This is a genomic window from Lysobacter cavernae (assembly GCF_042648505.1).
GTDB classification, from domain to species: domain Bacteria; phylum Pseudomonadota; class Gammaproteobacteria; order Xanthomonadales; family Xanthomonadaceae; genus Lysobacter_L; species Lysobacter_L cavernae.
The window spans coordinates 140,335-160,331 of record NZ_JBHRXK010000003.1; the positions used below are offsets into that span (position 1 = coordinate 140,335).

General features: G+C 68.5%; 19 protein-coding genes. 9 read left to right on the forward strand and 10 right to left on the reverse strand.

Annotated features, from left to right (window positions below):
- Positions 1–34: 34 nt before the first annotated feature.
- The 7 genes from ACFOLC_RS07800 to ACFOLC_RS07830 all read right to left on the reverse strand — a co-directional run bounded on the left by ACFOLC_RS07800 (position 35) and on the right by ACFOLC_RS07830 (position 7,961).
- Positions 35–370 (reverse strand): YegP family protein, encoded by a 336-nt coding sequence (locus ACFOLC_RS07800; RefSeq protein WP_386758683.1) that lies wholly within the window; start codon positions 368–370, stop codon positions 35–37.
- A 58-nt stretch (positions 371–428) separates the two neighbouring features.
- On the reverse strand, positions 429–1,520 hold the full coding sequence (locus ACFOLC_RS07805) for a PepSY-associated TM helix domain-containing protein (RefSeq protein WP_386758684.1): 1,092 nt from the start codon (positions 1,518–1,520) through the stop codon (positions 429–431).
- Between the two features lie 16 nt (positions 1,521–1,536).
- On the reverse strand, positions 1,537–3,660 hold the full coding sequence (locus ACFOLC_RS07810) for a TonB-dependent receptor (protein ID WP_386758685.1): 2,124 nt from the start codon (positions 3,658–3,660) through the stop codon (positions 1,537–1,539).
- Between the two features lie 114 nt (positions 3,661–3,774).
- Complete coding sequence (locus ACFOLC_RS07815; protein WP_386758686.1) at positions 3,775–4,755, reverse strand: ribokinase; 981 nt, start codon at positions 4,753–4,755, stop codon at positions 3,775–3,777.
- Between the two features lies 1 nt (position 4,756).
- Positions 4,757–6,055 (reverse strand): NupC/NupG family nucleoside CNT transporter, encoded by a 1,299-nt coding sequence (locus ACFOLC_RS07820; protein WP_386758687.1) that lies wholly within the window; start codon positions 6,053–6,055, stop codon positions 4,757–4,759.
- A 139-nt stretch (positions 6,056–6,194) separates the two neighbouring features.
- Positions 6,195–7,331 carry a GGDEF domain-containing protein gene (locus tag ACFOLC_RS07825; protein ID WP_386758688.1) on the reverse strand — a complete coding sequence of 379 codons (1,137 nt, stop codon included), beginning with the start codon at positions 7,329–7,331 and terminating at the stop codon, positions 6,195–6,197.
- Positions 7,332–7,385: 54 nt separating this feature from the next.
- Positions 7,386–7,961 carry a TMEM165/GDT1 family protein gene (locus ACFOLC_RS07830; protein ID WP_386758689.1) on the reverse strand — a complete coding sequence of 192 codons (576 nt, stop codon included), beginning with the start codon at positions 7,959–7,961 and terminating at the stop codon, positions 7,386–7,388.
- A 300-nt stretch (positions 7,962–8,261) separates the two neighbouring features.
- Here ACFOLC_RS07830 and ACFOLC_RS07835 point away from each other — a divergent pair, with 300 nt between their 5' ends.
- From ACFOLC_RS07835 to ACFOLC_RS07850, 4 genes are all read left to right on the forward strand, one after another.
- Positions 8,262–9,230 (forward strand): aldo/keto reductase, encoded by a 969-nt coding sequence (locus tag ACFOLC_RS07835; RefSeq protein ID WP_386758690.1) that lies wholly within the window; start codon positions 8,262–8,264, stop codon positions 9,228–9,230.
- Between the two features lie 85 nt (positions 9,231–9,315).
- On the forward strand, positions 9,316–9,528 hold the full coding sequence (hemP, locus tag ACFOLC_RS07840; protein ID WP_386758691.1) for a hemin uptake protein HemP: 213 nt from the start codon (positions 9,316–9,318) through the stop codon (positions 9,526–9,528).
- A 171-nt stretch (positions 9,529–9,699) separates the two neighbouring features.
- Complete coding sequence (locus tag ACFOLC_RS07845) at positions 9,700–12,015, forward strand: TonB-dependent hemoglobin/transferrin/lactoferrin family receptor (RefSeq protein ID WP_386758692.1); 2,316 nt, start codon at positions 9,700–9,702, stop codon at positions 12,013–12,015.
- 90 nt (positions 12,016–12,105) lie between these two features.
- Positions 12,106–13,071 (forward strand): DUF6607 family protein, encoded by a 966-nt coding sequence (locus ACFOLC_RS07850; RefSeq protein WP_386759025.1) that lies wholly within the window; start codon positions 12,106–12,108, stop codon positions 13,069–13,071.
- 72 nt (positions 13,072–13,143) lie between these two features.
- On the opposite strand, the gene ACFOLC_RS07855 is transcribed toward ACFOLC_RS07850, so the two are convergent.
- The 3 genes from ACFOLC_RS07855 to ACFOLC_RS07865 are packed head-to-tail and all read right to left on the reverse strand — an operon-like array spanning position 13,144 to position 15,967.
- Positions 13,144–14,397, reverse strand: coding sequence for a PDZ domain-containing protein (locus tag ACFOLC_RS07855; protein WP_386758693.1), 1,254 nt, complete (start codon positions 14,395–14,397; stop codon positions 13,144–13,146).
- 48 nt (positions 14,398–14,445) lie between these two features.
- Positions 14,446–15,333 (reverse strand): hypothetical protein, encoded by an 888-nt coding sequence (locus ACFOLC_RS07860; RefSeq protein ID WP_386758694.1) that lies wholly within the window; start codon positions 15,331–15,333, stop codon positions 14,446–14,448.
- Positions 15,326–15,967: an RNA polymerase sigma factor gene (locus ACFOLC_RS07865; RefSeq protein WP_386758695.1), complete on the reverse strand. Its 642-nt coding sequence runs from the start codon at positions 15,965–15,967 to the stop codon at positions 15,326–15,328. The genes ACFOLC_RS07860 and ACFOLC_RS07865 overlap by 8 nt, the downstream gene beginning before the upstream one ends.
- An 84-nt stretch (positions 15,968–16,051) precedes the next feature.
- On the opposite strand from ACFOLC_RS07865, the gene ACFOLC_RS07870 reads away from it, so the two are divergent.
- The 5 genes from ACFOLC_RS07870 to ACFOLC_RS07890 all read left to right on the forward strand — a co-directional run bounded on the left by ACFOLC_RS07870 (position 16,052) and on the right by ACFOLC_RS07890 (position 19,958).
- A complete protein-coding gene (locus ACFOLC_RS07870; protein WP_386758696.1) occupies positions 16,052–17,002 on the forward strand; it encodes an SPFH domain-containing protein in 951 nt (316 codons plus the stop codon).
- A 15-nt stretch (positions 17,003–17,017) separates the two neighbouring features.
- Positions 17,018–17,452, forward strand: coding sequence for an NfeD family protein (locus ACFOLC_RS07875; protein ID WP_386758697.1), 435 nt, complete (start codon positions 17,018–17,020; stop codon positions 17,450–17,452).
- Between the two features lie 11 nt (positions 17,453–17,463).
- A complete protein-coding gene (locus tag ACFOLC_RS07880; protein ID WP_386758698.1) occupies positions 17,464–17,967 on the forward strand; it encodes a hypothetical protein in 504 nt (167 codons plus the stop codon).
- Between the two features lie 107 nt (positions 17,968–18,074).
- Positions 18,075–19,208, forward strand: coding sequence for a glycine cleavage system aminomethyltransferase GcvT (gene gcvT, locus ACFOLC_RS07885; RefSeq protein ID WP_386758699.1), 1,134 nt, complete (start codon positions 18,075–18,077; stop codon positions 19,206–19,208).
- Between the two features lie 120 nt (positions 19,209–19,328).
- Entirely contained in the window at positions 19,329–19,958 is a 630-nt protein-coding gene (locus ACFOLC_RS07890) for a 2-hydroxychromene-2-carboxylate isomerase (RefSeq protein ID WP_386758700.1), read from the forward strand.
- Positions 19,959–19,997 lie beyond the last annotated feature (39 nt).

Below are 19,997 nucleotides of genomic sequence, written 5' to 3' on the forward strand. Positions count from 1 at the left end.
GTCCGTGAGGGCACGCCCGGGGCCCGGAAAGGCGTCAGGCGGTCGTGTCGTCGATGGCGGCGCCGGGGGCGTTCTTCGTCACCGAGTCGATGCCGTTTTCGCGACCGCTTTCGTCGCTGTACATCTGGCTGGTGCCGACGACCTGGCCGTTGGTCGCGGTGAGGTTGAAGTAGAGCTTGCCGTTGCTGGCGGTCTTGCGGTCGTAGCGGGCGGCGTCCTGGCTGTTCTTGCGGACCGACTCGATGCCGTTGCTGCACGAGGCCTTGGCCGCATAACCCTCGCTGGTCAGGATCACCTGGCCATTGCCGGCCTTGAGAACGAACTGGAATTCGCCGTTGCCGCGCTTGCTGATCTCGAACTGGGCCGCCATGGTCTGTACTCCTCGCCGGTAGAGCGCGCAGGGTAGTCAGGCGCCCGTGAGGGCGGCATCAACCCTTGCGGCGGCGTCGGCGCCAGAACAGGAAGCCGGTGGCCAGCAGGAACGCTGGCAGCAGGCCGACCAACGCGGTGACCCACTTCATGACGCTGCCGCCGACCGCGCCGATGTGCAGCGGATAGATCGCGTCGCTCATGCGCGCGCCGAGCCGATTGGCGGTGGCGTCGTAGACCTGCAGGCGTTGCGCGCCGGAGCGGTCGAGGTGGATCGTGCTGCGACCGACCGGATGCCACTCGCCCGATGCCTGTGAGCGGAAGGCGAGGGCGCCATCGCCGGCTTTTGGCACCGAGACGCGATGCAGTTCGGCGCCGGGCAGGGCGTCGCGGGCGTGCGCCAGTGCCTGCGTCCAGTCGACCAGGCCGTCGCCCTTCACCTCGGGTGCGGTGGGTTTCTCGCCACCGAAGGCACCCATGAACACCGCGCCGAAGCCCTTGGAATAGATCATGCCCGTGCCGGTGAACGTCGCCAGCACCAGCAAGGGCAACAGCATCACGCCGCTGCTGCGGTGCCAGGTCAGCCAGCGCCGTACCGGTGGTCCGGTGAATACTTTCAACTGCGCCAGCATGCGGCCGCGCTTGGGCCACCACAGGTACAGGCCGATCAGAACCAGCGCGAGCGACACCCAACCGACCACGCCCAGCACTTCCTTGCCGGTCTCGCCGCCGAGCAGCTCGACGTGCCACTCGTGCAGCCACAACAACGCATCGTCGTGGTGGCTCCGGCGCAACAGCAGCGCCCCGTCCTCGGGAGCGAAATAGGCGCGGCTGCCGTCCTGGAAATAGCCCTGCCAGACCGGCAGCTCGGCCCGCGGCAGGTCGAGCGAGCGCAGCCCGTGCGGTTGCCACTGCTTGATCACCGCGGCGAGCACACGACCGTCGGCGACCGGCGCGTGCTGCGCCAGCTGCGGGTGCTGCCAGCGCAGCAGATCGGTGTGGAACACCAGCACCGTGCCGGCCAGCGACACCAGCGCGAACAGCGTGCCAACGCTCAGGCCGACCCACAGGTGCAGCCACGACAGCGTCGCGCGCAGGCGCCGCCGCAGTGCGGCGGTGCCGGCGCCCGGTGCGATCGTGACGGTGGCCACGGCTACGCCCGTCGCCTCAGAAGCGGTGCGACCAGCCGACCGTCAGCACGCGGCCGCGACCGGCGGTGTAGGTGTCGGCGCGCGGCGTGGTCTGCGAGTAGTAGCTGATGTACTGCTCGCCGAACAGGTTCTCGATGCCGACGTTGAGCGCGCCCAGCGGCAGCTGGAAGCGCGCCTGCAGGTCGACCGTGGCGTAGCCCTCGAACTCGGCCGGCAGGGTCTGGCCGCGGTAATCGAAGTCGCGGCCGAACGCCTGGTTCGCCTGTAGGCGGGTCGAGATCGTCGGCGTCCAGGTCTGGTTCCAGAATGCGGTCAGGCGGTCGGGGCTGATGTTGACGCCCGGCAGGTCGCTGTCGACGCGGTCGTCGCCGTTGCTGTCGTAGCGGCCCTCGGTGGCGGCGTAGGCCAGGCCGACGCGGGTCGTGTCGGTGAGCTGGTAGGCGACATTGCCTTCGAAGCCCTTGATCTGCGTGCGTTCGCGCACGACGTTGTAGGTCTGCGTGGCGTTGTCGAACGCCAGGCGCGAACCAAGGTCGGCATCGGACCGGTACACGGCCAGGTGCAGCAGCCAGCGACCGTTGTCGTAATCCAGGCCGATCTCCTGGTTGTCGGCGATCACCGGCTGCAGGTCGACCAGGTTGTCGACGCTCTGGCCGGACTTGTTGATCGCGCGCAGCACGCGGCCGATGTCGGCGACGGTGTAGCCCTCCGAGTACGAGGCGTACAGCTTCAAGGCGTCGGTCGCTTCCCAGACCAAGCCGAGGTTCGGCAGCGTCTCGCTGGTCGTCGGCGAGCCGCCCTGCACGAACTGGCTGCCGCCGGCGTTGGCGGGGATGGTGGTGTAGTCGTCGACCTCGAGCTTGCCGTGCTCGTAGCGCAGGCCGCCGCTGAGCATGACCGAGTCGCTGATCCACCATTCGGCCTGCACGAACGGCGACCACGACTGGTAGCTCGTCTCCGGCACCCAGTTCAGGTCGGCGCGGACCAGCTCCTGCGAGGTGGTGTCGCGGGCGAGGTCGAGGCCGAGCGTGGCGCGCAGGCGCAGGCCGAACAGGTCGCCGCGCGACCAGCTGAACTTGCCGCCGAGCTTCTCCGACACGTTCTGCGACTGGTCGAACCAGTCCGGATCGCGGCCGTCGCCCCAGAAGTCGCCCCAGTAGCTGCCGCCGTACAGCGCCTTGAAGTCGACCCAGTACAGCTGCGCCTGCAGGTAGCCGCCGGCCAGCGACTTGTCGGTGTAGTCCAGGCTCAGCGACGAGGAGCGGTTGCGCGCGCCGTCGCCCTCGCTGCCGCCCGGTGCCGAGGTGGCGGGTTGGCCGGTCACGGGGTTGCCGTTGACCGCGTGATAGTCGTTGTCGCCCTGCAGCTCGTAGTAGTTGGCGGTGAGTTGCAGGCGGCGCGAATCGTCGATGTTCCAGCCGCCCTTGGCGAACACGTTGTAGCTCTGCGCGTCCATCAGGTCGCCCTGCACGTCGTTGACCGCGATCGAGTTGCCGTCGCCGTCGTAGTACAGGCCTTCCTTCGCGTAGGACGCGCCGCCGACGAAGTCGAATGCGTCGCGGCGCGTGCCGTACAGGTACGAGGCGCGGTAGCCGGTGCTGTCGCTCTCGTGCGGCAGTGCGGTGCTGCCGGCCACCGACACGTCCTGGAAGCTCGCGCCATCCTGGCGCGGTGCGTGCTTGGTGATGATGTTGATGATGCCACCCGACGCGCCCAGGCCCTGCAGCGCATTGGCGCCGTGGATGACCTCGATGCGCTCGATCATCGCCGGATCGATGGTGTGGCCGTCGCGGCCGCCGTCGCGCAGCGGCGTCGACTGCGGCACGCCGTCCACCAGATACAGCGGCTTGCGCCCGCGCAGGGTCTCGCCACTGTTGGTCAGCTTCTGCCGCGACGGCGCGAACGACGGGATCAGGTTGGCCAGCACCTGCGAGATGTCCTGGGTCAGCGCCAGCTGCTGCTGCAGCTGCGCCTGGTCGATCACGGTGATCGTGTTCGCCAGCGCGGCTTCGGAGTCGGGAATGCGGCTGGTGCTGGCCGAAACGGTGACACGGTCGAGGTCGGTGGTTTCGTCGGCGTGGACGAGGGGCGCAGCAAGGGCCAGCAGCAGGGCGCTGGCGAGGATCTGGCGAGGGGGCATTGCGGGGCCTGACAACGGCAAGGGGGCGCCATGTTAATGCGAACCATTATCGTTTAAAAGGGGCGGCGGCCCGAAAGGACTCGGCCGCGCTGGGAGCGCAGCGCTCACACGGGGTCAAACCGTGCGGAATCGAGCCTCTACCTCGGCGTCGCGCGGCATGGCCACGGCGGCACCGGCGCGTTCGGTCGACAGCGCCGCGTAGCGATTGGCGTAATGCACGTGGTCGGCGAACGCGGCGTCGGCATGACGCGCCAGCGAGGCAGCGAGGGCACCGTTGAAGGCGTCGCCGGCGCCGGTGGTGTCGACCGGCTGCACCGCGGCGGCGGCGATGCGGTAATGGGTACGGGCGTCCTGGCGCAGCCGCCCTTCGCCATGCGACACGAAGCAGCCCGCGGCACCGAGCGTGATCACCACCGTGCCGTGCGGCAGCAGGCGGCGGCACAGCGCGTGCAGGCGGGCGTCGTCCTGCCGGACCAGGACCTCGGCGGCGATGCGCTCGCCGGTGTGGCGTTCGAACTGCGCACAGAACTCGGTTTCGTTCGGCGTGACCACATCGGCCAGCACCCACAGCGAAGCAGGCGCCACCGCGTCGGCCGGGGCCGGGTTGAGGATCGTGATCACGCCGGCGTCGCGGGCCCGACCGAACGCGGTCTCGACCGCTTCGACCGGCGATTCGAGTTGAGCCAGCACCACCTGGGCCGCGGCAATCGGCGCCTGTTGCTGGCGGACGTGTGCCGCCGACAACTCGGCATTGGCACCGGGGCCGATCACGATGGAATTGCGGCCGTCGTGATCGACGTAGATGCCGGCGGTGCCGGTGGGCGCTTCGCTGGCGAAATCGCGCAGGTCGATGCCGTCGGCGCTGGCCAGCGCACGCGCCAGTTGACCGCCGAGGTCGTCGCCAAGCGCGCAGACGAAACTGGTCGCAGCGCCAGCGCGCGCCGCCGCGGTGGCCTGGTTGAAGCCCTTGCCACCGGGACCGGTGTGATAATGGCCGCTGAGTGTCTCGCCCGGCCGCGGCAGTGCCGCCACCGTCCAGACGTGGTCGACGTTGAACGAGCCGACGACGACCACGCGTGCGTCCGCAGCGCCCACGTTACGAACCAAAATAGGTCAGCACACCAGCAATCGTCGCGGTCATGAAGGTCGCGATCGAACCGCCGAGTACCGCGCGCAGGCCGAAGCGGGCCAGGTCGTGGCGACGCTCCGGCGCGAGTCCGCCGATGCCGCCGATCTGGATCGCGATCGAGCTGAAGTTGGCGAAGCCGCACAGCGCGTAGGTCGCGATCAGGCGGCCCTGGTCGGTCATGGTCACACCAGCGACCTTGCCGTTGACGATGTCGGCCAGGTGCGCGTATGCAACGAACTCGTTGAGCACGATCTTCTCGCCGATCAATCCGCCCAGCGTGGTCGCGTCCACCCACGGCGTGCCGATCACCCAGGCGATCGGCGCCAGCAGGTAGCCCAGCAGCGTCGACAGGTCGGTCGGCTTGCCGAGTGCGCCGGCCAAGCCAGTGATGTCACCGATCCACACCAGCGGCCAGTTGATCAGCGCGATCAGGGCGATGAAGGCCAGCAGCATCGCGCCGATGTTGAGCGCCAGACGCAGGCCGTCGCCGGCGCCGGCCGCGGCGGCGTCGATGATGTTGGCGGTGGTCTTCTCGACTTCCATCTTGACCGAGCCGCGGGTCAGCGGCTCGCCGGTCTCGGGCACCAGGATCTTGGCGATCACCAGCGTCGCCGGCGCGGCCATGATCGAGGCGGCCAGCAGGTGCTTGGCGTAGAACGCCTGCTGCTCCGGGTCGCCGCCGCCGAGCATGCCGACATAGGCCGCCAGCACGCCGCCGGCGATGTGGGCCATGCCACCGATCATCATCGTGATCAGCTCCGACTCGGTCATCTTGGCAATGTACGGGCGCACCGTCAGCGGTGCCTCGGTCTGGCCGATGAAAACGCTGGCGCAGACACTGGTGGTCTCGGCGCCGGACACGCGCATGACCTTGGTGATGACCCAGGCCATGCCGCGCACGATCGCCTGCATCACGCCCAGGTGGTACAGCACGCCCATCAGCGCGGCGAAGAAGATGATGGTCGGCAGCACCTGGAAGGCGAAGATGAAGCCGAACCGGGAGGTGTCCATCAGGCTGCCGAAGATGAACTCCGAGCCCTTGCCGACAAAGCTGAGCACCTTGACGAAACCGTGGCCGATCGCGTCGAACACGTCCTTGCCGCCCGGTACCAGCAGCACCAGCGCGGCGAAGGCGATCTGCAGGGACACGCCGGTGACGACCAGCTTCCAGTCGACCCGGCCCTTGTTGTTGGAAAACAGCCACGCAATGCCGACCAGCACCGCCAGACCAAACAGGCCAAAGGCCACCCGGGCAATTGCTTCCACTCAGTTCTCCCCATGCAACCGGCGGCCGGCAGCGAAGTCGTTGTTGTTCGATTGATGACGGCTCGGGGCCGTTTCGTGCCTGCGGCGCAGCCTAGTTTACGCGGCAGCGCAGCGACAAGCCGCATTGCCGCAGGCCCGATCAGCTGTCGCGGGCGATCACCCGGTTGCGGCCCTGCAGCTTGGCTTGCTGCAGGCGGTTGTCGGCCCGGCGCAGCAGTCGCGACAGGTCGGCGCCTTCCTGCGGGAAACCGGCCAGGCCGGCGCTGAAGCTCAGCGGCATCGCGTCGGCGCCGCGTTCAGCTTCGAACGGCCGCTCGCCGAGGGCGCGGCGGATGGCATCAACCCGTTCCCAGGCGGTGCCGATCGGCTTGCGCAGCACCAGCACGAACTCCTGCCCGCCGATGCGCGCCAGCCATTCACCCGGCTCGGACAGCTCGCGCAGCACCGCCACCACGTGCCGCAGCGCGCGGTCGCCGGCATGGTGGCCGTGGGAATCGTTGATTCGCTTGAAGTGGTCGACGTCGATCAGGGCCAGGGTCAGGCTGTCACCGTCCTGGCGCACGCTCTCGAACAGGCGCGGGATGCGGTGCAGCAGCCAGGTCCGGTTGGGCAGGCGGGTCAGGCCGTCGGTGCCGGACATCTCGATCAGGCGCTGCATCCGGTACACCACCATCGCCGTGATCAGGGTGATCATCACCAGCAGCAGCACGCGCTGGCCCTGGCTGCCGGCGGTGACCGCGCCGTAATCGCTCGACAGCAGTTGCTCCGGCGACGACGCCAGCGCGAACACGACCAGCGCCAGGGCGCCGTACTGCACGATCGCCAGTGCGCCGGCAAACAGGGTGATGCGGCCGTCGCTGCGCAGGGCGGTCAGCAGGATCGCGAGCACGTAGCCGCACCAGACGATCAGGCTGTTCAGCCCGGCCGGCAGGTGGTTCATGGCCAGGGCGATCAGCACCAGCGTGGTCGCGCTGACGTCGAAGGCGGCACTGGCGAAGGGCAGCCAGCGGAACTGCCGTCGCTGCCGCGCCAGCGCCAGCCACAACTGCGCGAAGACGTTGACGAACAGGGCACCGCCGAGCCCGATCATGGTTTCCTTGACGCTGCCGCCGCCGAGCGCGTTGGCCAGCGGCAGCAGCAACAGCATCGCCGCGAGCACGGCGCGCAATCGCGCCACCAGCAGCTCACCGCCGGCGCCGACCTCGAGCATGATTTCGTCGGGCCGCGACAACAATGCGATGGCGATGTCGCGCAGCCTTCCACCGGTGGCGTGCATTCCTTATTCCCCACTGACGCCCGCGACGAGGATAGCGCGGGCGCCGACGCGGGGTCAGCCCAGGCCGTACCAGGCCGCCCACAGGGCCAGGGCCAGGAACACCGCGGCGGCGACGTAGCGGGCGGTCTTGAGCGGCAGGCGGTCGGCGAAGCGACTGCCCAGCAGGACCACCGGCACGTTCGCCAGCAGCATGCCGAGCGTGGTGCCGACGACCACTTCCCACAGCGGGTGGTACTTCGCCGCCAGCAGCACGGTCGCGATCTGGGTCTTGTCGCCAATCTCGGCGACGAAGAAGGCGATCGTGGTGGCGATGAACGCGCCGCGCGCGGGCAGGCTTTCGCCGTCGTCGATCTGGTCGGGTTTCAACGTCCACAGCGCCACCGCGAAGAAGCTGGCGGCGACGATCCAGCGCAGCACCTGCGGCTGCAGCCACTGCGCCACCAGCGCACCGAGCCAGGCGGCGAGGGCGTGGTTGAGCAGGGTCGCGACCAGGATGCCGGCGATGATCGGCCACGGCTTGCGGAACCGGGCGGCGAGCAGCAGGGCCAGCAACTGGGTTTTGTCGCCGATTTCGGCGAGCGCGACCGTGCCGGTCGAGAGGGCCGCGGTCACCAGGGGCAGGGGGTCCATCACAACTCCGGGACCGGGCATTCGCGTGGGACGCGAAGGCAAACGCCACGCGGCCCGGTCCGGGTTGCGCGCAACGCCTGCCTTCGGTCTTGCCCGTGGTCGCTGGCCGCGCGTGGCGCTGGCTGGCTGCCGCTCCTGCGCCATGGCCGGTGGGCCAAGTGTGTTGACGCAGGTCCCCGCGGATCGATCGGATCGACGGCGGGTGGGCTACTCCCCGGAGGAGGAAGTGCGCGCATTGTACCCGGCCGGCGCGTGCAGGGCACGGCTAAACTGAACGCGACCGCATCTGGGAGCACCGTCATGCAATACCGCCGCCTCGGCTCGTCCGGCCTGCAACTTTCGGCCCTGTCGTTCGGTGCCTGGCTCACCTTCGGCGCGCAGATCGGCCGCTCGACCGCGCGCGAGCTGATCGCCACGGCCTGGGACCACGGCATCAACTTCTTCGACAACGCCGAAACCTACGCCAACGGCGAGGCCGAAAAGGTCATGGGCGACGTGATCGCCGACCTGCGCCTGCCGCGTGACGGCTTCTGCGTGTCGAGCAAGGTGTTCTTCGGCGCCGTGTCCGATCCGCGACCGACCCAGAAAGGACTGTCGCGCAAGCACGTCGCCGACGCCTGCCACGCCGCACTCAAGCGGCTGCGCGTGGAGTACCTCGACCTGTATTACTGCCACCGTCCCGATCCGGACACGCCGGTCGAGGAGACCGTGCGGGCGATGGACGCACTGATCCGCCAGGGCAAGGTGCTGTACTGGGGCACCTCGGAATGGCCGGCCGCGCAGATTCGTGAAGCGCACAAGATCGCCCGCGCCCAGCACCTGTACGCCCCGACGATGGAACAGCCGCAGTACAACCTGCTGCACCGCGAGCGGGTCGAGCTGGAATACGCGCCGCTGTACGCCGAACTCGGCCTGGGCACCACGACCTGGTCGCCGCTGGCTTCGGGCCTGCTGACCGGACGCTACAACGACGGGGTGCAGGAGGACGGGCGTTTCGGCGCGCTCGGGCCGCACCTGACGCGCACGATCGTGGGCACCGAAAGTGAGCGTCGCCTCGAACGGGCGCGGCGCTTCACCGCGGTGGCCGAACATCTCGGCGTCGCGCCGGCACCGTTGGCGATCGCCTGGTGCCTGCGCAATCCGCACGTGTCGAGCGTGATCCTCGGCGCCAGCCGGCCCGGGCAACTGCTGCAGAACCTGCAGGCCCTGGAGCTGGCCGACCGCCTCGGCGAACCCGAATGGCAGCGGGTCGAGGCGGCGTTCCGCTGACGGCCCGGGCGGGGCTTTGCATGGCCTGTTGACGAAAGAATGAGAATCATTATCATTCGTGGCGAACCCCGAGCGAGCCACGACCATGTCACTGCGTCCTCAGCTTTTACAGCTCAAGCCCCGTTCCGATCATTCCGCGCTTCCCCTCACCGTCGTGACCGCGGCAGCGGCCGTGCCCGGCACCCTGGTCGAAAGCAATGCGCTGCTGCGCGGCGGCCGTGAAGTCCTGATCCGCCACGGTGGCGATGTCTACCGGCTGCGCCACACCCGCAACGACAAGCTGATCCTTACCAAGTGATCCGAACCCCATAGTCCCCCACGGCCGTGCCGACTGCCCAGGACGGGTGACGGCAAGGCTTCCGGCCTGTCGTCCGGCAGGCCGCTTTTCTTCATCACCCCTCTCTCCCAGGCTGCAAGCCCGCCGTCGATTCGGCTGCCAGCTCGCCTCGGCATCAACCCGAGTTCGCGCATGCAACCTGTTCCGAGCCCCTTGGCTCTCGCCTTCTTGCTGGCTTTGCCAGCCCACGTCCTTGCCGCCGATGCGGCGGATACCTCAGCCGCCGAGCGCGGCGCCTTCGCAGCCAATGCAGCGCTCGCCTCGGCCGCCGGCGGGGTCAGCGAGTTCGACCGCATCGTGGTCACCGCGACCCGCACCGAACGCGCCCTGGACGATGTGCCGGCGGTCGTCACCGCGATCGACCGCGAGCAGATGGACCGCGAGTTCGTGCGCAATCTCAAGGACCTGTTCCGCTACGAGCCGGGCATCACCGTGACGTCGAGCTTCGGTCGCTTCGGCCTGGGCGACATCCGCATCCGCGGGCTCGGCGGCAATCGCGTGCGTATCGAAACTGACGGCATCGCTGTGCCGGACGCCTTCAACATCGGCAGTTTCTCCAACGCCAACCGCAACTTCGTTGATCTCGACACGCTCAAGCGCGTGGAAGTCGTGCGCGGCCCGAGCAGTGCGTTGTACGGCTCCGATGCGATGGGCGGCGTCGTCTCGTTTGTCACCAAGGACCCGTCCGATTATTTGAAACAAGATGGTCTGGACGCGGGCAAGGACGCCTACTTTGGTTTCAAGCTCGGCTATCAGGGCGAGAACAACGGCCTGTTCGGCAATGCCACCGCGGCGTTCGGCGGTGAGCGCTGGTCGGGCCTGGTCGCCGTCGCCCACCACCAGGGGCAGGAGCTGGAGAACATGGGCGAGAACCGCAGCGAGAACAGCGCGCGGACCGTGCCCAACCCGCAGGACAGCGACGGCCGCAGCCTGCTGACCAAGCTGGTGTTCGCGCCCAGCGCCAACCAGCGTTTCAAGCTGACGGTGGAAGGCAACGAGGACCAGGGCGACACCGACGTGCTGAGCTCGCGCGGCACCGCGACGTCGATGCCAGGCATGCCGGCGGTGCGCACGCGGTCGCTGCTCGGTGACGACAAGCAGACGCGGGCGCGGGTGTCGTTCGCGCACGAGGTCGACGCCATCGACAGCGCCATGGTCGACTCGCTGCAGTGGCAGATCTACCGCCAGGACAGCGAGACGACGCAACGCACCACCGAGGACCGTGTCACCGTGATGAACGGACGCGAGGTCAGTCCGACCCTGCGTGAGCGCGAGTTCAACTTCGACCAGCGCCTGGTCGGCCTCGACGCGGTGCTGCACAAGGACGTCGCGACCGGTTCGGTCGAGCACGCGCTGACTTACGGCCTGGAGTTGACCCGTACCGACTTCAAGCAGAAACGCGACGGCCGCGCCACCAACCTCACCACCGGCACGGTGAGCAGCACGATCTCGCCCGACGTGTTCCCGGTGCGCGACTTCCCGGTCAGCACGACCACGCTGGCGGCGCTGTACCTGCAGGACGAGATCTCCTTCGCCGGCGGTGAATTCCGCCTGATCCCGGCGGTGCGCGTGGATCACTACCAACTGGACCCCAAGGTCGACGCGATCTTCGCCACCGACAACTCCGGCATGGCAGTCAGCGACCTGACCGAGACCAGCGTCTCGCCGAAGCTCGGCGCGGTGTGGCACTTCAGCGGCGACTGGTCGCTGTTTGGCGGGTACCAGCACGGCTTCCGCGCGCCGCCGTACAACGACGTCAACCTGGGTTTCACCAACCTGCAGTTCGGCTACACGGCCACCCCCAATCCCGACCTCAAGCCGGAAACCAGCGACGGCGTTGAACTCGGTCTGCGCTACTCCAACGAAGCCGTCTACGCTGAAGTCTCCGGCTACTACAACCGTTACGACGATTTCATCGAGTCCAGCCGCTTCGTCGGCAACAACGCACAGGGGCTGATGGTGTTCCAGTCGCAGAACATTGCCGAGGCCGAGATCTACGGTGTCGAGGCACGCGCCGGCGTCGATCTGTCGGCGTGGTCCGATGCGCTGGCCGGTTGGTCGCTGCGCGGCTCGGCGGCCTGGTCGAAGGGCGAGGACCGAACCACCGGCACGCCGCTGGCTTCGATCGACCCGCTGCGTGCCACCTTGGGCGTTGCCTACGACCGCGACAGCTGGGGCGTGGAACTGGTCGGGCGTTTCGCCGGCCGCCGCGATGAGGTGCCGCAGGCCAACCAGTTCCAGACACCGGGCTACGGCGTATTCGATCTGCTGGCGCACTGGAGCTTCGCGCCGGGCGCCGAGTTCAACGCCGGCGTGTTCAACCTCGGCGACCGCAAGTACTGGGACGCCGGCGACGTGCCGACCGGCGTGCTCGCCAGCAGCACCGTGCTTGACCGCTACACCAGCTCCGGCCGCAACGCCGGCGTGAGCCTGGCGGTGAGCTGGTGAAGCGATGCAATCCGTTGTCCCTGTCCGTTCGTCGCCAAGCTGTTTGTCACGACACCTCCACCTCACCCTGACCCCGAGCCAGCCATGACCATGTGCCCGCTGATCTGTTCCCTGACCCTTGCTGTTTCCTTCGCGGCCACGTCCGCCGCGGCCGCGCCGGCCAGCGCCGACACCGCGCGCGACCGCGCCTCGATCCTGGCGATGCAGGGCGAGTACCTGGTCGATTTCGCCTTCGACGAAACCGTGCTGCTGCAGCCGGGCTACGAGCGCCACCCGGCGATGCGCAGCGGCGGCAACGAGACCGTGATCGTGGTGCAGGACACCCCGACCAAACTCGTGTTGCAGCACATCCTGGTCGACGAGAAGAGTGGTCACGTCACCAAGCATTGGCGCCAGGACTGGACGTACGAAGCGTCGCAGCGCTTCGAGTTCAGCGCCGACCAGACCTGGCAGGTGCGCGCGATCCCGGCCGAGCAGACCCGCGGCGCGTGGACCCAGTGCGTGTTCGAGGTCAGCGACGCGCCGCGTTACTGCGGCACCGGCCGCTGGGATTACGGCAACGGCATCGCCACCTGGACCAGCGACCTGAGCTGGCGTCCGCTGCCGCGCCGCGAGTACACCAAGCGCAGCGACTACAACGCGGTCTCGGCGATCAACCGCCACACCCTCACGCCGGGCGGCTGGACCCACGAACAGTTCAACACCAAGGTGCTGCGCAAGCCCGACGGCAGCCAGGTCGAACTGGCGCGTGAGTTCGGTTTCAACGATTACCAGAAGACCGGCGACATCGACTTCAAGCCGGCCTACACCTACTGGAACGCGACCAAGGACTACTGGGCCAAGGTGCGCGCGCGCTGGGATGCGTTCCTGGTCAAGCCGCCGGGCGTGCACCTGAAGACCAAGATCGACGGCATGGCGATGATCATTCCGTTGTTCGAGCAGGCCGGCGAGCTGGAGAAGGGCAAGAAAGTTGCTGATACCCGCATCGATGAGGTCTTCGCCAAGTGGGTCGAGCCAGCCCCGACGGACTCGGTGGCGGCGAACAGCGGGCGCTGAAACCGGCGAGCAAGCGCAGAGGTGGTCGAATGACAGGCGGGAGGAGACGAGTGTCTCCTCCCGTTTGTGTTTTCAGAGAACGAGCGCGACTTGGGGCGGCGGCGCGACAGGCGGTGTGGGTGGCGTGGGCGGTGCCGGGAGGCTGGGCGGAGCAACAGGTGCCGCGGGAGGTGCCGTCGGCGCCGGCGGCACCAATGGAGCTGGTGGAGCAGGCGGCACCGGCGGCAGCCGCAGCGGCATCGCCTTGGGCACGCTCACCTGCGCAGTGGCCGGCTTGCGGTCACGCAGGTAGGCCACGTTGGCCTTGCTGCCGGCGGGCTTGCCGCGCAGCGCGGCCATGGCTTCGCGCGGCGAGGCCACGGCCTTGCCGTCGATGCTGTGGATCACATCGCCTGTTTGCAGTCCGACCAGTTCCGGGCCGGCGCTGAGCACCAGCACGCCACGGTCGGTGCCGAAATAGCGACCCAACTGCGCATCGACGCTGGCCAGGTTGAGGCCGTTCCAGCGGAACGCCTCGGTCAGCAGCGGCAGCCGCCTGCGGCAGTCGTCGCCCTTGCAGCTGTCCTCGGGGCCGAACCAGACGATCTCGCGTTGCACTTCCGGTGCGATGCCCGGCGCGGTCTCGAGCACGAACGCGTGCGCATCGGCCCCGCCCGCATTACGGGCGTCGTGTCGGATCGCTTTGCGCCGGGTCTGCGCTGAACCCGGTTGGTCGGACACATCGACGGTGATGCTGTCCGCTTCGATGTCGATGCGGCCGTCGACGTGCTCCTGTGCGCTGATGGCGCCGCCGAAGGTGACGCCGACCGGTGCATCGCGCATGACCACGATGCGCTCGCCCAGCTGTGGCATGACCTTGATCAAGGTCGGCTTGCCGTCGCGCTCATATCCCAGCGTTACCGGTTGCGATGCTTCGATGTCGCCGAGCAGGGTGCGGGCGCTGACGGCGCGGGCGAGACCGTCCTGGCCGGCGATGGCCTTGCCCTCGATGCTGACGATGCGATCACCACTGCGCAGGCCAGCGTTGGCGGCGCCGCTGTTGGGCGTCACCGCGGCGATGTGCACGCCGCGCTGCGCGTCCGGCGACAGCACCACGCCCAGTACCGGTTTGCGTACCGCGCGTCGTTCGATGACCACCGCAGGGGTGGGGCGTCCGAGTTTGCGTGACAGCTCGGAGACGCGCTGCGAGGCGCGGTCGAGATCGGCACGGGCGCTGGCCAGTGCCTTTTCATCGGCATCGGTGGCCTGGGCGTAAGTGCCGCCCGCCAACGTCAGGGCCAGTGCGAGTCCTGTGGCGTAGACAGAGGGACTGGAGGGAAGCTTCATACATACCTCGATGGGATGAGCGGTCGGCAACGCGGGACGCGGTGGGGATCAGTCGACGTGGACCAGGGCGGCGTCGTACGACTCGCCTTGCACGGCCAACCAGCGCTGGGTGGCCTCGACCCCGGCGAGGTCCTGCAACGCCTGCACGCGCTGCTGCCACAGCGCGCTACGTTGTGAAGGGATCAGGTCGTTCTGCGATAGCGCCGCGTCGATCAGGCCGATCCGCTGGTCCAGCTCGGTGGCCATGACCGTGGTCGTGGCATTGCCGACGCGCTCGTCTCGGGCCAGGGCGACCAGCGCTTCCAACTGCGCCGACTCGGCCTGCAGCTGCAATAACGCATCAGGAGTGCCGCTGTCGGTGCGGTCGGCATCGCCGGTGGCCAACCGCGTGCCGCGTTCGCTCGCCAGCACCTTGGGCTCGGGGGCCTGCGGTTGCGGCTTGCGGGGCTGCGGGCGCCGCTGCGGTTTGGTCTTTGCGACGCGGGTCGGGGGCGCGACCTCATGGGCCTGCACCTCGCCAACCTGCCCGGCCGCGCGTGCGGCGGTGTTGCGGTCATCGGTGCGAATGGCGACGGCTGCCGCTGGAGGTGCGTCGGTGTTGTATCGCGGCGTGTCGGGTTGTGGCGCAGGAGCCGTCACAGCCACCGCCGCCGATGACGGTACCTCGCGCGTGTCGCGATCGTCGCGCAGGGCGATCGGGAGCAAGGCCGCGAGCGCCAGCGCCGCAGCAGCCGCCACCGACCAGCCAAGCCGGCGTGACCGCCGTGTGCGGCGGGCGGTCACGGCCGTTGCCCCGGCCTGCGATGGCAACGTCGCCGACAGGCGGGTCCAACTGTCTGCCGGCGGTGTTTCCAAGGGCAGGGCGGCGAAGGCCGACGACCAATCGGCCGGCGCGTCGTGCGGGGTGTTCTGGGTGGGGTGATCGGCGTCAGGCATGGGCCGTCTCCTGGTGCATTCCGGTTGGTTCGAGCAGCTCGCGCAGGCGACGACCACCGCGCGCGAGCTGCGACTTGGAGAAGCTCGGCGTGCGCTGCATCAACGCCGCGATCTCCTCGTGGGTGTAGCCCTCGGCGTGGTACAGCCACAGCACGCTGCGGGTGGCCGCGGGCAGTTGCGCCAGCGCGCGTGTCAACGCCGAGGCATCGGCCGCCGCCGGCGGCAACGGCGCGTGGTCGACGGCGACGATGTCCTCGTCGAGTGCCAGCTCGTGCTGGTGCTTGCGCTGACTGCGCAGCCGCATCAGCGCCTCGTTGACCGCGATCTGCCGCAACCAACCCCAGAACGGACTGCCACCCTGGCCGTTGCCACCCTTGAAGTCGCCGACCTTGCTGAGCACCTTGAGCATGGTGTCCTGCAGCACTTCGGCGGCCTCCTCGCGATCGCCGCTGATGCGTAACGCCAGCGTGAACACCGGCCGCTCGAACCAGCGGTACAACTGCTCGAACGCCGCGCTCTCGCCGGCCCGTACCCGGGCGAGCAGGGCATCGGGCACGTCGATCGCGAATCCCGTCCGCAACAGGACTGGTGTCGGCGGCGAATGCTCGGTGGCGGGGCTCGAGGTCGGTGGCATCTTGATCTCTAGATGCGGCGGCGGCTGAAACCGTCGCAGCGCCGCTTCGGCCTATACTCGGTCCATCTACAGGGAGGGGAAACCATGGGATCGATTCTGGCCGTCGTGTTGCTGGTCGCGGGCGTGATCGTCCTGTTCAAGACCGTGCGGATGGTGCCGCAGGGCTATGAATGGACCGTCGAGCGCTTCGGCAAATACACCCATACGATGGACCCGGGGCTGCACTTCCTGATCCCGATCGTCTACGGCGTCGGCCGCAAGATCAACATGATGGAGCAGGTGATGGACGTCCCCAGCCAGGACGTGATCACCAAGGACAACGCCGTGGTCAAGGTCGACGGCGTGGTCTATTTCCAGGTGCTCGATGCCGCCAAGGCCGCCTACGAGGTGGCGACGCTGGAGATCGCCATCCTCAACCTGGTGATGACCAACATCCGCACCGCGATCGGCTCGATGGATCTGGACGAGTCGCTGTCCAAGCGCGACGAGATCAACACCAAGGTGCTGGTGGCGGTTGACGCGGCAACCCATCCGTGGGGGCTCAAGGTCAACCGCATCGAACTGAAGGACATCCAGCCGCCGCGCGACCTGGTCGACTCGATGGCCCGGCAGATGAAGGCCGAGCGCGAGAAGCGCGCCAACATCCTCGAAGCCGAAGGTTTCCGCCAGGCGGCGATCCTCAAGGCCGAGGGCGAGAAGCAGTCGGTGATCCTCGAGGCCGAGGGCAATAAAGAAGCGGCCTTCCGCGAGGCCGAGGCGCGCGAGCGCCTGGCCCAGGCCGAGGCCAAGGCGACCGAGATGGTGTCCACCGCGATCGCGCAGGGCAACGTGCAGGCGATCAATTATTTCGTCGCGCAGAAGTACATCGAAGCGTTCAAGGCGTTGGCCGAGGCCCCCAACCAGAAGTTCGTGATGATGCCGATGGAGTCGGCGGGCGTGATCGGCTCACTGGGCGGCATCGCCGAATTGGCCAAGGAGGCGATGGATCGCCAGCCGGGCAAGGCCGCCGTCACGCCGCCGCGCGTCGGAGGCTGAGCCATGCACTGGGGCATGAATTGGGAGACGGTGACCTGGGCGGCGGTGGCCTTGCTGCTGTTCGCGGCCGAGGCGCTGGCACCGGGGGCGTTCATGCTGTGGCTCGGCTTTGCCGCGACGGCGGTGTTCGTGCTGGTGCTGCTGCTGCCGGGCGTGCCGGTGCTGGCGCAGGTGGCGGTGTTCGTGGTGCTCAGCTTCGTGTCGATCCAGATCTACCGGACCTGGTTCCGTGGCCGTGAGCGCGGCAGCGACCGTCCCGCGCTGAACCGACGTGCGCAAGCACTGGTCGGCCGGGTGGTGCCGCTGGAAGGGGCGATCGTCGCCGGCCGCGGCCGCGTGCAGATCGCCGATGCGTATTGGGAAGTGACCGGTCCGGAACTGCCCGCCGGTACCGCGGTGCGTATCGTCGGCACCGACGGCATGAGTCTGCAGGTCGAACCGGCGAGTTGAGGAGCACCGCCATGCGCGCATCCGTATTGCTCTGGTTGCTGTGCATGGCGGGCCCGGTGTCGGCGGCCGATCCGGGCCTGGTCGGCCGCATGGTGCCGCCCTATCCAGAGGGGTTGAAGTCCAACACCGGCAGCTGCGTAGGTTCCGAGAGCGGGGAGAAGGAGGTCTGCGCACGCAGCATCGCCACCCTTGACGACGCGCAGGACCGCAGCCTGCAGCTGTTCGCCGCGGAACTGGTCGACCGTGTCGGCGAGGAACCGCGCTGGCGCATCACCGACGCGGTGCCGTACCCGGCCCTGCGGCCGCATGAGCAGGTCGCCATTGCCACCTGCCAGCGCGACGGCGTGGCCGACGCCGGCGTGGTCGCGATCGTCGACCCCGCCGCCGCCGGTGCGGCCGCGCAGGACATGCTGCCGGCGCTGCGCTGGGCGTTGCGGCTGGATCGCAAGACCGGCAAGTTCATGCCGGTCGCGCCGGCCAGCGTGCGCTGCTACAACGAAGGCCACGGCGAATAAGTCATCTCCGTGCGCCGGCACAGGTGCCGTGCGGCCAGCGCCGCCGACCGCATCGGCAAGGACGGTTCTGGGATAATCACCGGCTTCCTCTCGTACAGGCCCGGCCCATGACCCAGAAGACCATCCTCAACGATGCCCATCGCGCGCTCGGCGCCAAGATGGTCGACTTCGGCGGCTGGGACATGCCGATCCACTACGGCTCGCAGATCGACGAGCACCACCAGGTGCGCCGCGACGCCGGCATGTTCGACGTCAGCCACATGACCGTGGTCGACCTGCGCGGTGCGCGGGTGCGCGACTTCCTGCGCAAGCTCGTCGCCAACTCGGTCGACAAGCTGCAAAAGCCGGGCAAGGCGCTGTACACCTGCATGCTCAACCCGCAGGGCGGCGTCATTGATGATCTGATCATCTATTTCCGTGATGAGGACTTCTTCCGCCTGGTGGTCAATGCCGCCACGCGCGAGAAGGACCTGGCGTGGATCAACGAGCAGGCCCGCGCCTTCGACGTGGCTGTCACCGAGCGCCCGGACTTCGGCATGATCGCGGTGCAGGGCCCGAACGCGCGCGACAAGGTGCTGGGTCTGCTGCGCGAAGACGACCGCGGCGCCATCGCCAAGCTGGGCAAGTTTGCTGCCGCGCAGGCGAAGACCGACTCCGGCATCGGCGTGTTCGTCGCCCGCACCGGCTACACCGGCGAGGACGGTTTCGAGATCGTCGTGCCCGAAGACCAGACCGTCGCTTTCTGGGCGGCGCTGCTCGCCGCCGGCGTGAAGCCGGCCGGCCTTGGCGCGCGCGACACCCTGCGCCTGGAGGCCGGCATGAACCTCTACGGCCAGGACATGGACGACAGCGTCTCGCCGTACGAAGCGGCACTGGCCTGGACCGTGGCGCTCGACGCAGGTGCCGATTCAACGCCGCGTGACTTCATCGGCCGCGAAGTGCTCGAAGCGCAGAAGGCGGCCGGCGCCCCACGCCAGATGATCGCCCTGGTGATGGACGAGAAGGGCGTGCTGCGCCACGGCCAGAAGGTGCTCACCACCTTCGGCGAGGGCGAAATCCTGTCGGGCACGTTCTCGCCGACGTTGGGCAAGGCGATCGCGTTCGCGCGCGTGCCGGCCGGTGACATTCCGCTGGGTGCAGGCGGCAACGTCCGCGTCGACATCCGTGGCAAGGAAGTGCCGGTGCGCGTGGTCAAGTTCCCGTTCGTGCGTGATGGGGTCAGCCTTGTGCCTGCGGAGTGACTCCATGTCACTCCGCACAAGGCTGGCCGCCCGGAACAGGATGTGTAGGGCCGGGTTTCTTGGCGAGGCATGGATGCCGAGCCTGGAAACACCGCAGGACGGCGTGCTCGGCTGAGCGCCATGGCGGTCGTCGACTACTACTTCAGCCTGCTCTCGCCCTACGCCTACCTGGGCCATGCGGCGGTGCTCGACGTGGCGCGCGAGACCGGCGCCACGCTGGCGTACAGGCCGGTGCGGATCTTCGAGTTGTTCGACGCCAACGGCGGCCTGCCGCTGGGCCAGCGTGCGCCGGCACGGCAGCGCTACCGTCTGGTCGAGCTGCAACGCTGGCGCGAACAGCGCGGCGTGCCGCTGAACCTCAAGCCGAAGTTCTTCCCGGTCGACATCGCCTTGGCCGACCGCTGCGCGATCGCGCTGGTTGAGGCCGGCGCCGATCCGGCCGCCTACATGGGCGCGACGTTTCGCGCGCTGTGGGCGCACGACCGTGACCTTGCCGATGCGCAGGTGATCGCGCGCCTGCTCGATGCCTGCGGCTTCGACGCCGCAGCGGTGATGGCGCAGGCCGCTACGCCCGGCATCGACGCGATCTACACGCGCAACACCCAGGCCGCGATCGCGGCGGACCTGCCGGGTTTGCCCGGCTACGTGCTCGACGACGAACCGTTCTGGGGCCAGGACCGCGTCGACGCCCTGCGTACGGCGCTGCTCAGCGGCCGTCCGCCGTACCGCCGCGTGCTCGATCGGGATTGAGCCGCACCCTGTCGCATCCCGCGCCGGCGCCGGTAAACT

What these genes read in the sequence shown, in the direction of transcription:
- hemP (WP_386758691.1), top strand. Translation starts at nt 9,316, where the DNA reads ATGTCACTGCGTCCTCAGCTTTTACAGCTCAAGCCCCGTTCCGATCAT.
- ACFOLC_RS07865 (WP_386758695.1), bottom strand. Translation starts at nt 15,967, where the DNA reads ATGCCACCGACCTCGAGCCCCGCCACCGAGCATTCGCCGCCGACACCA.
- gcvT (WP_386758699.1), top strand. Translation starts at nt 18,075, where the DNA reads ATGACCCAGAAGACCATCCTCAACGATGCCCATCGCGCGCTCGGCGCC.
- ACFOLC_RS07875 (WP_386758697.1), top strand. Translation starts at nt 17,018, where the DNA reads ATGAATTGGGAGACGGTGACCTGGGCGGCGGTGGCCTTGCTGCTGTTC.
- ACFOLC_RS07830 (WP_386758689.1), bottom strand. Translation starts at nt 7,961, where the DNA reads ATGGACCCCCTGCCCCTGGTGACCGCGGCCCTCTCGACCGGCACGGTC.
- ACFOLC_RS07890 (WP_386758700.1), top strand. Translation starts at nt 19,329, where the DNA reads ATGGCGGTCGTCGACTACTACTTCAGCCTGCTCTCGCCCTACGCCTAC.
- ACFOLC_RS07845 (WP_386758692.1), top strand. Translation starts at nt 9,700, where the DNA reads ATGCAACCTGTTCCGAGCCCCTTGGCTCTCGCCTTCTTGCTGGCTTTG.
- ACFOLC_RS07810 (WP_386758685.1), bottom strand. Translation starts at nt 3,660, where the DNA reads ATGCCCCCTCGCCAGATCCTCGCCAGCGCCCTGCTGCTGGCCCTTGCT.
- ACFOLC_RS07835 (WP_386758690.1), top strand. Translation starts at nt 8,262, where the DNA reads ATGCAATACCGCCGCCTCGGCTCGTCCGGCCTGCAACTTTCGGCCCTG.
- ACFOLC_RS07855 (WP_386758693.1), bottom strand. Translation starts at nt 14,397, where the DNA reads ATGAAGCTTCCCTCCAGTCCCTCTGTCTACGCCACAGGACTCGCACTG.
- ACFOLC_RS07870 (WP_386758696.1), top strand. Translation starts at nt 16,052, where the DNA reads ATGGGATCGATTCTGGCCGTCGTGTTGCTGGTCGCGGGCGTGATCGTC.
- ACFOLC_RS07860 (WP_386758694.1), bottom strand. Translation starts at nt 15,333, where the DNA reads ATGCCTGACGCCGATCACCCCACCCAGAACACCCCGCACGACGCGCCG.
- ACFOLC_RS07825 (WP_386758688.1), bottom strand. Translation starts at nt 7,331, where the DNA reads ATGCACGCCACCGGTGGAAGGCTGCGCGACATCGCCATCGCATTGTTG.
- ACFOLC_RS07850 (WP_386759025.1), top strand. Translation starts at nt 12,106, where the DNA reads ATGTGCCCGCTGATCTGTTCCCTGACCCTTGCTGTTTCCTTCGCGGCC.
- ACFOLC_RS07800 (WP_386758683.1), bottom strand. Translation starts at nt 370, where the DNA reads ATGGCGGCCCAGTTCGAGATCAGCAAGCGCGGCAACGGCGAATTCCAG.
- ACFOLC_RS07880 (WP_386758698.1), top strand. Translation starts at nt 17,464, where the DNA reads ATGCGCGCATCCGTATTGCTCTGGTTGCTGTGCATGGCGGGCCCGGTG.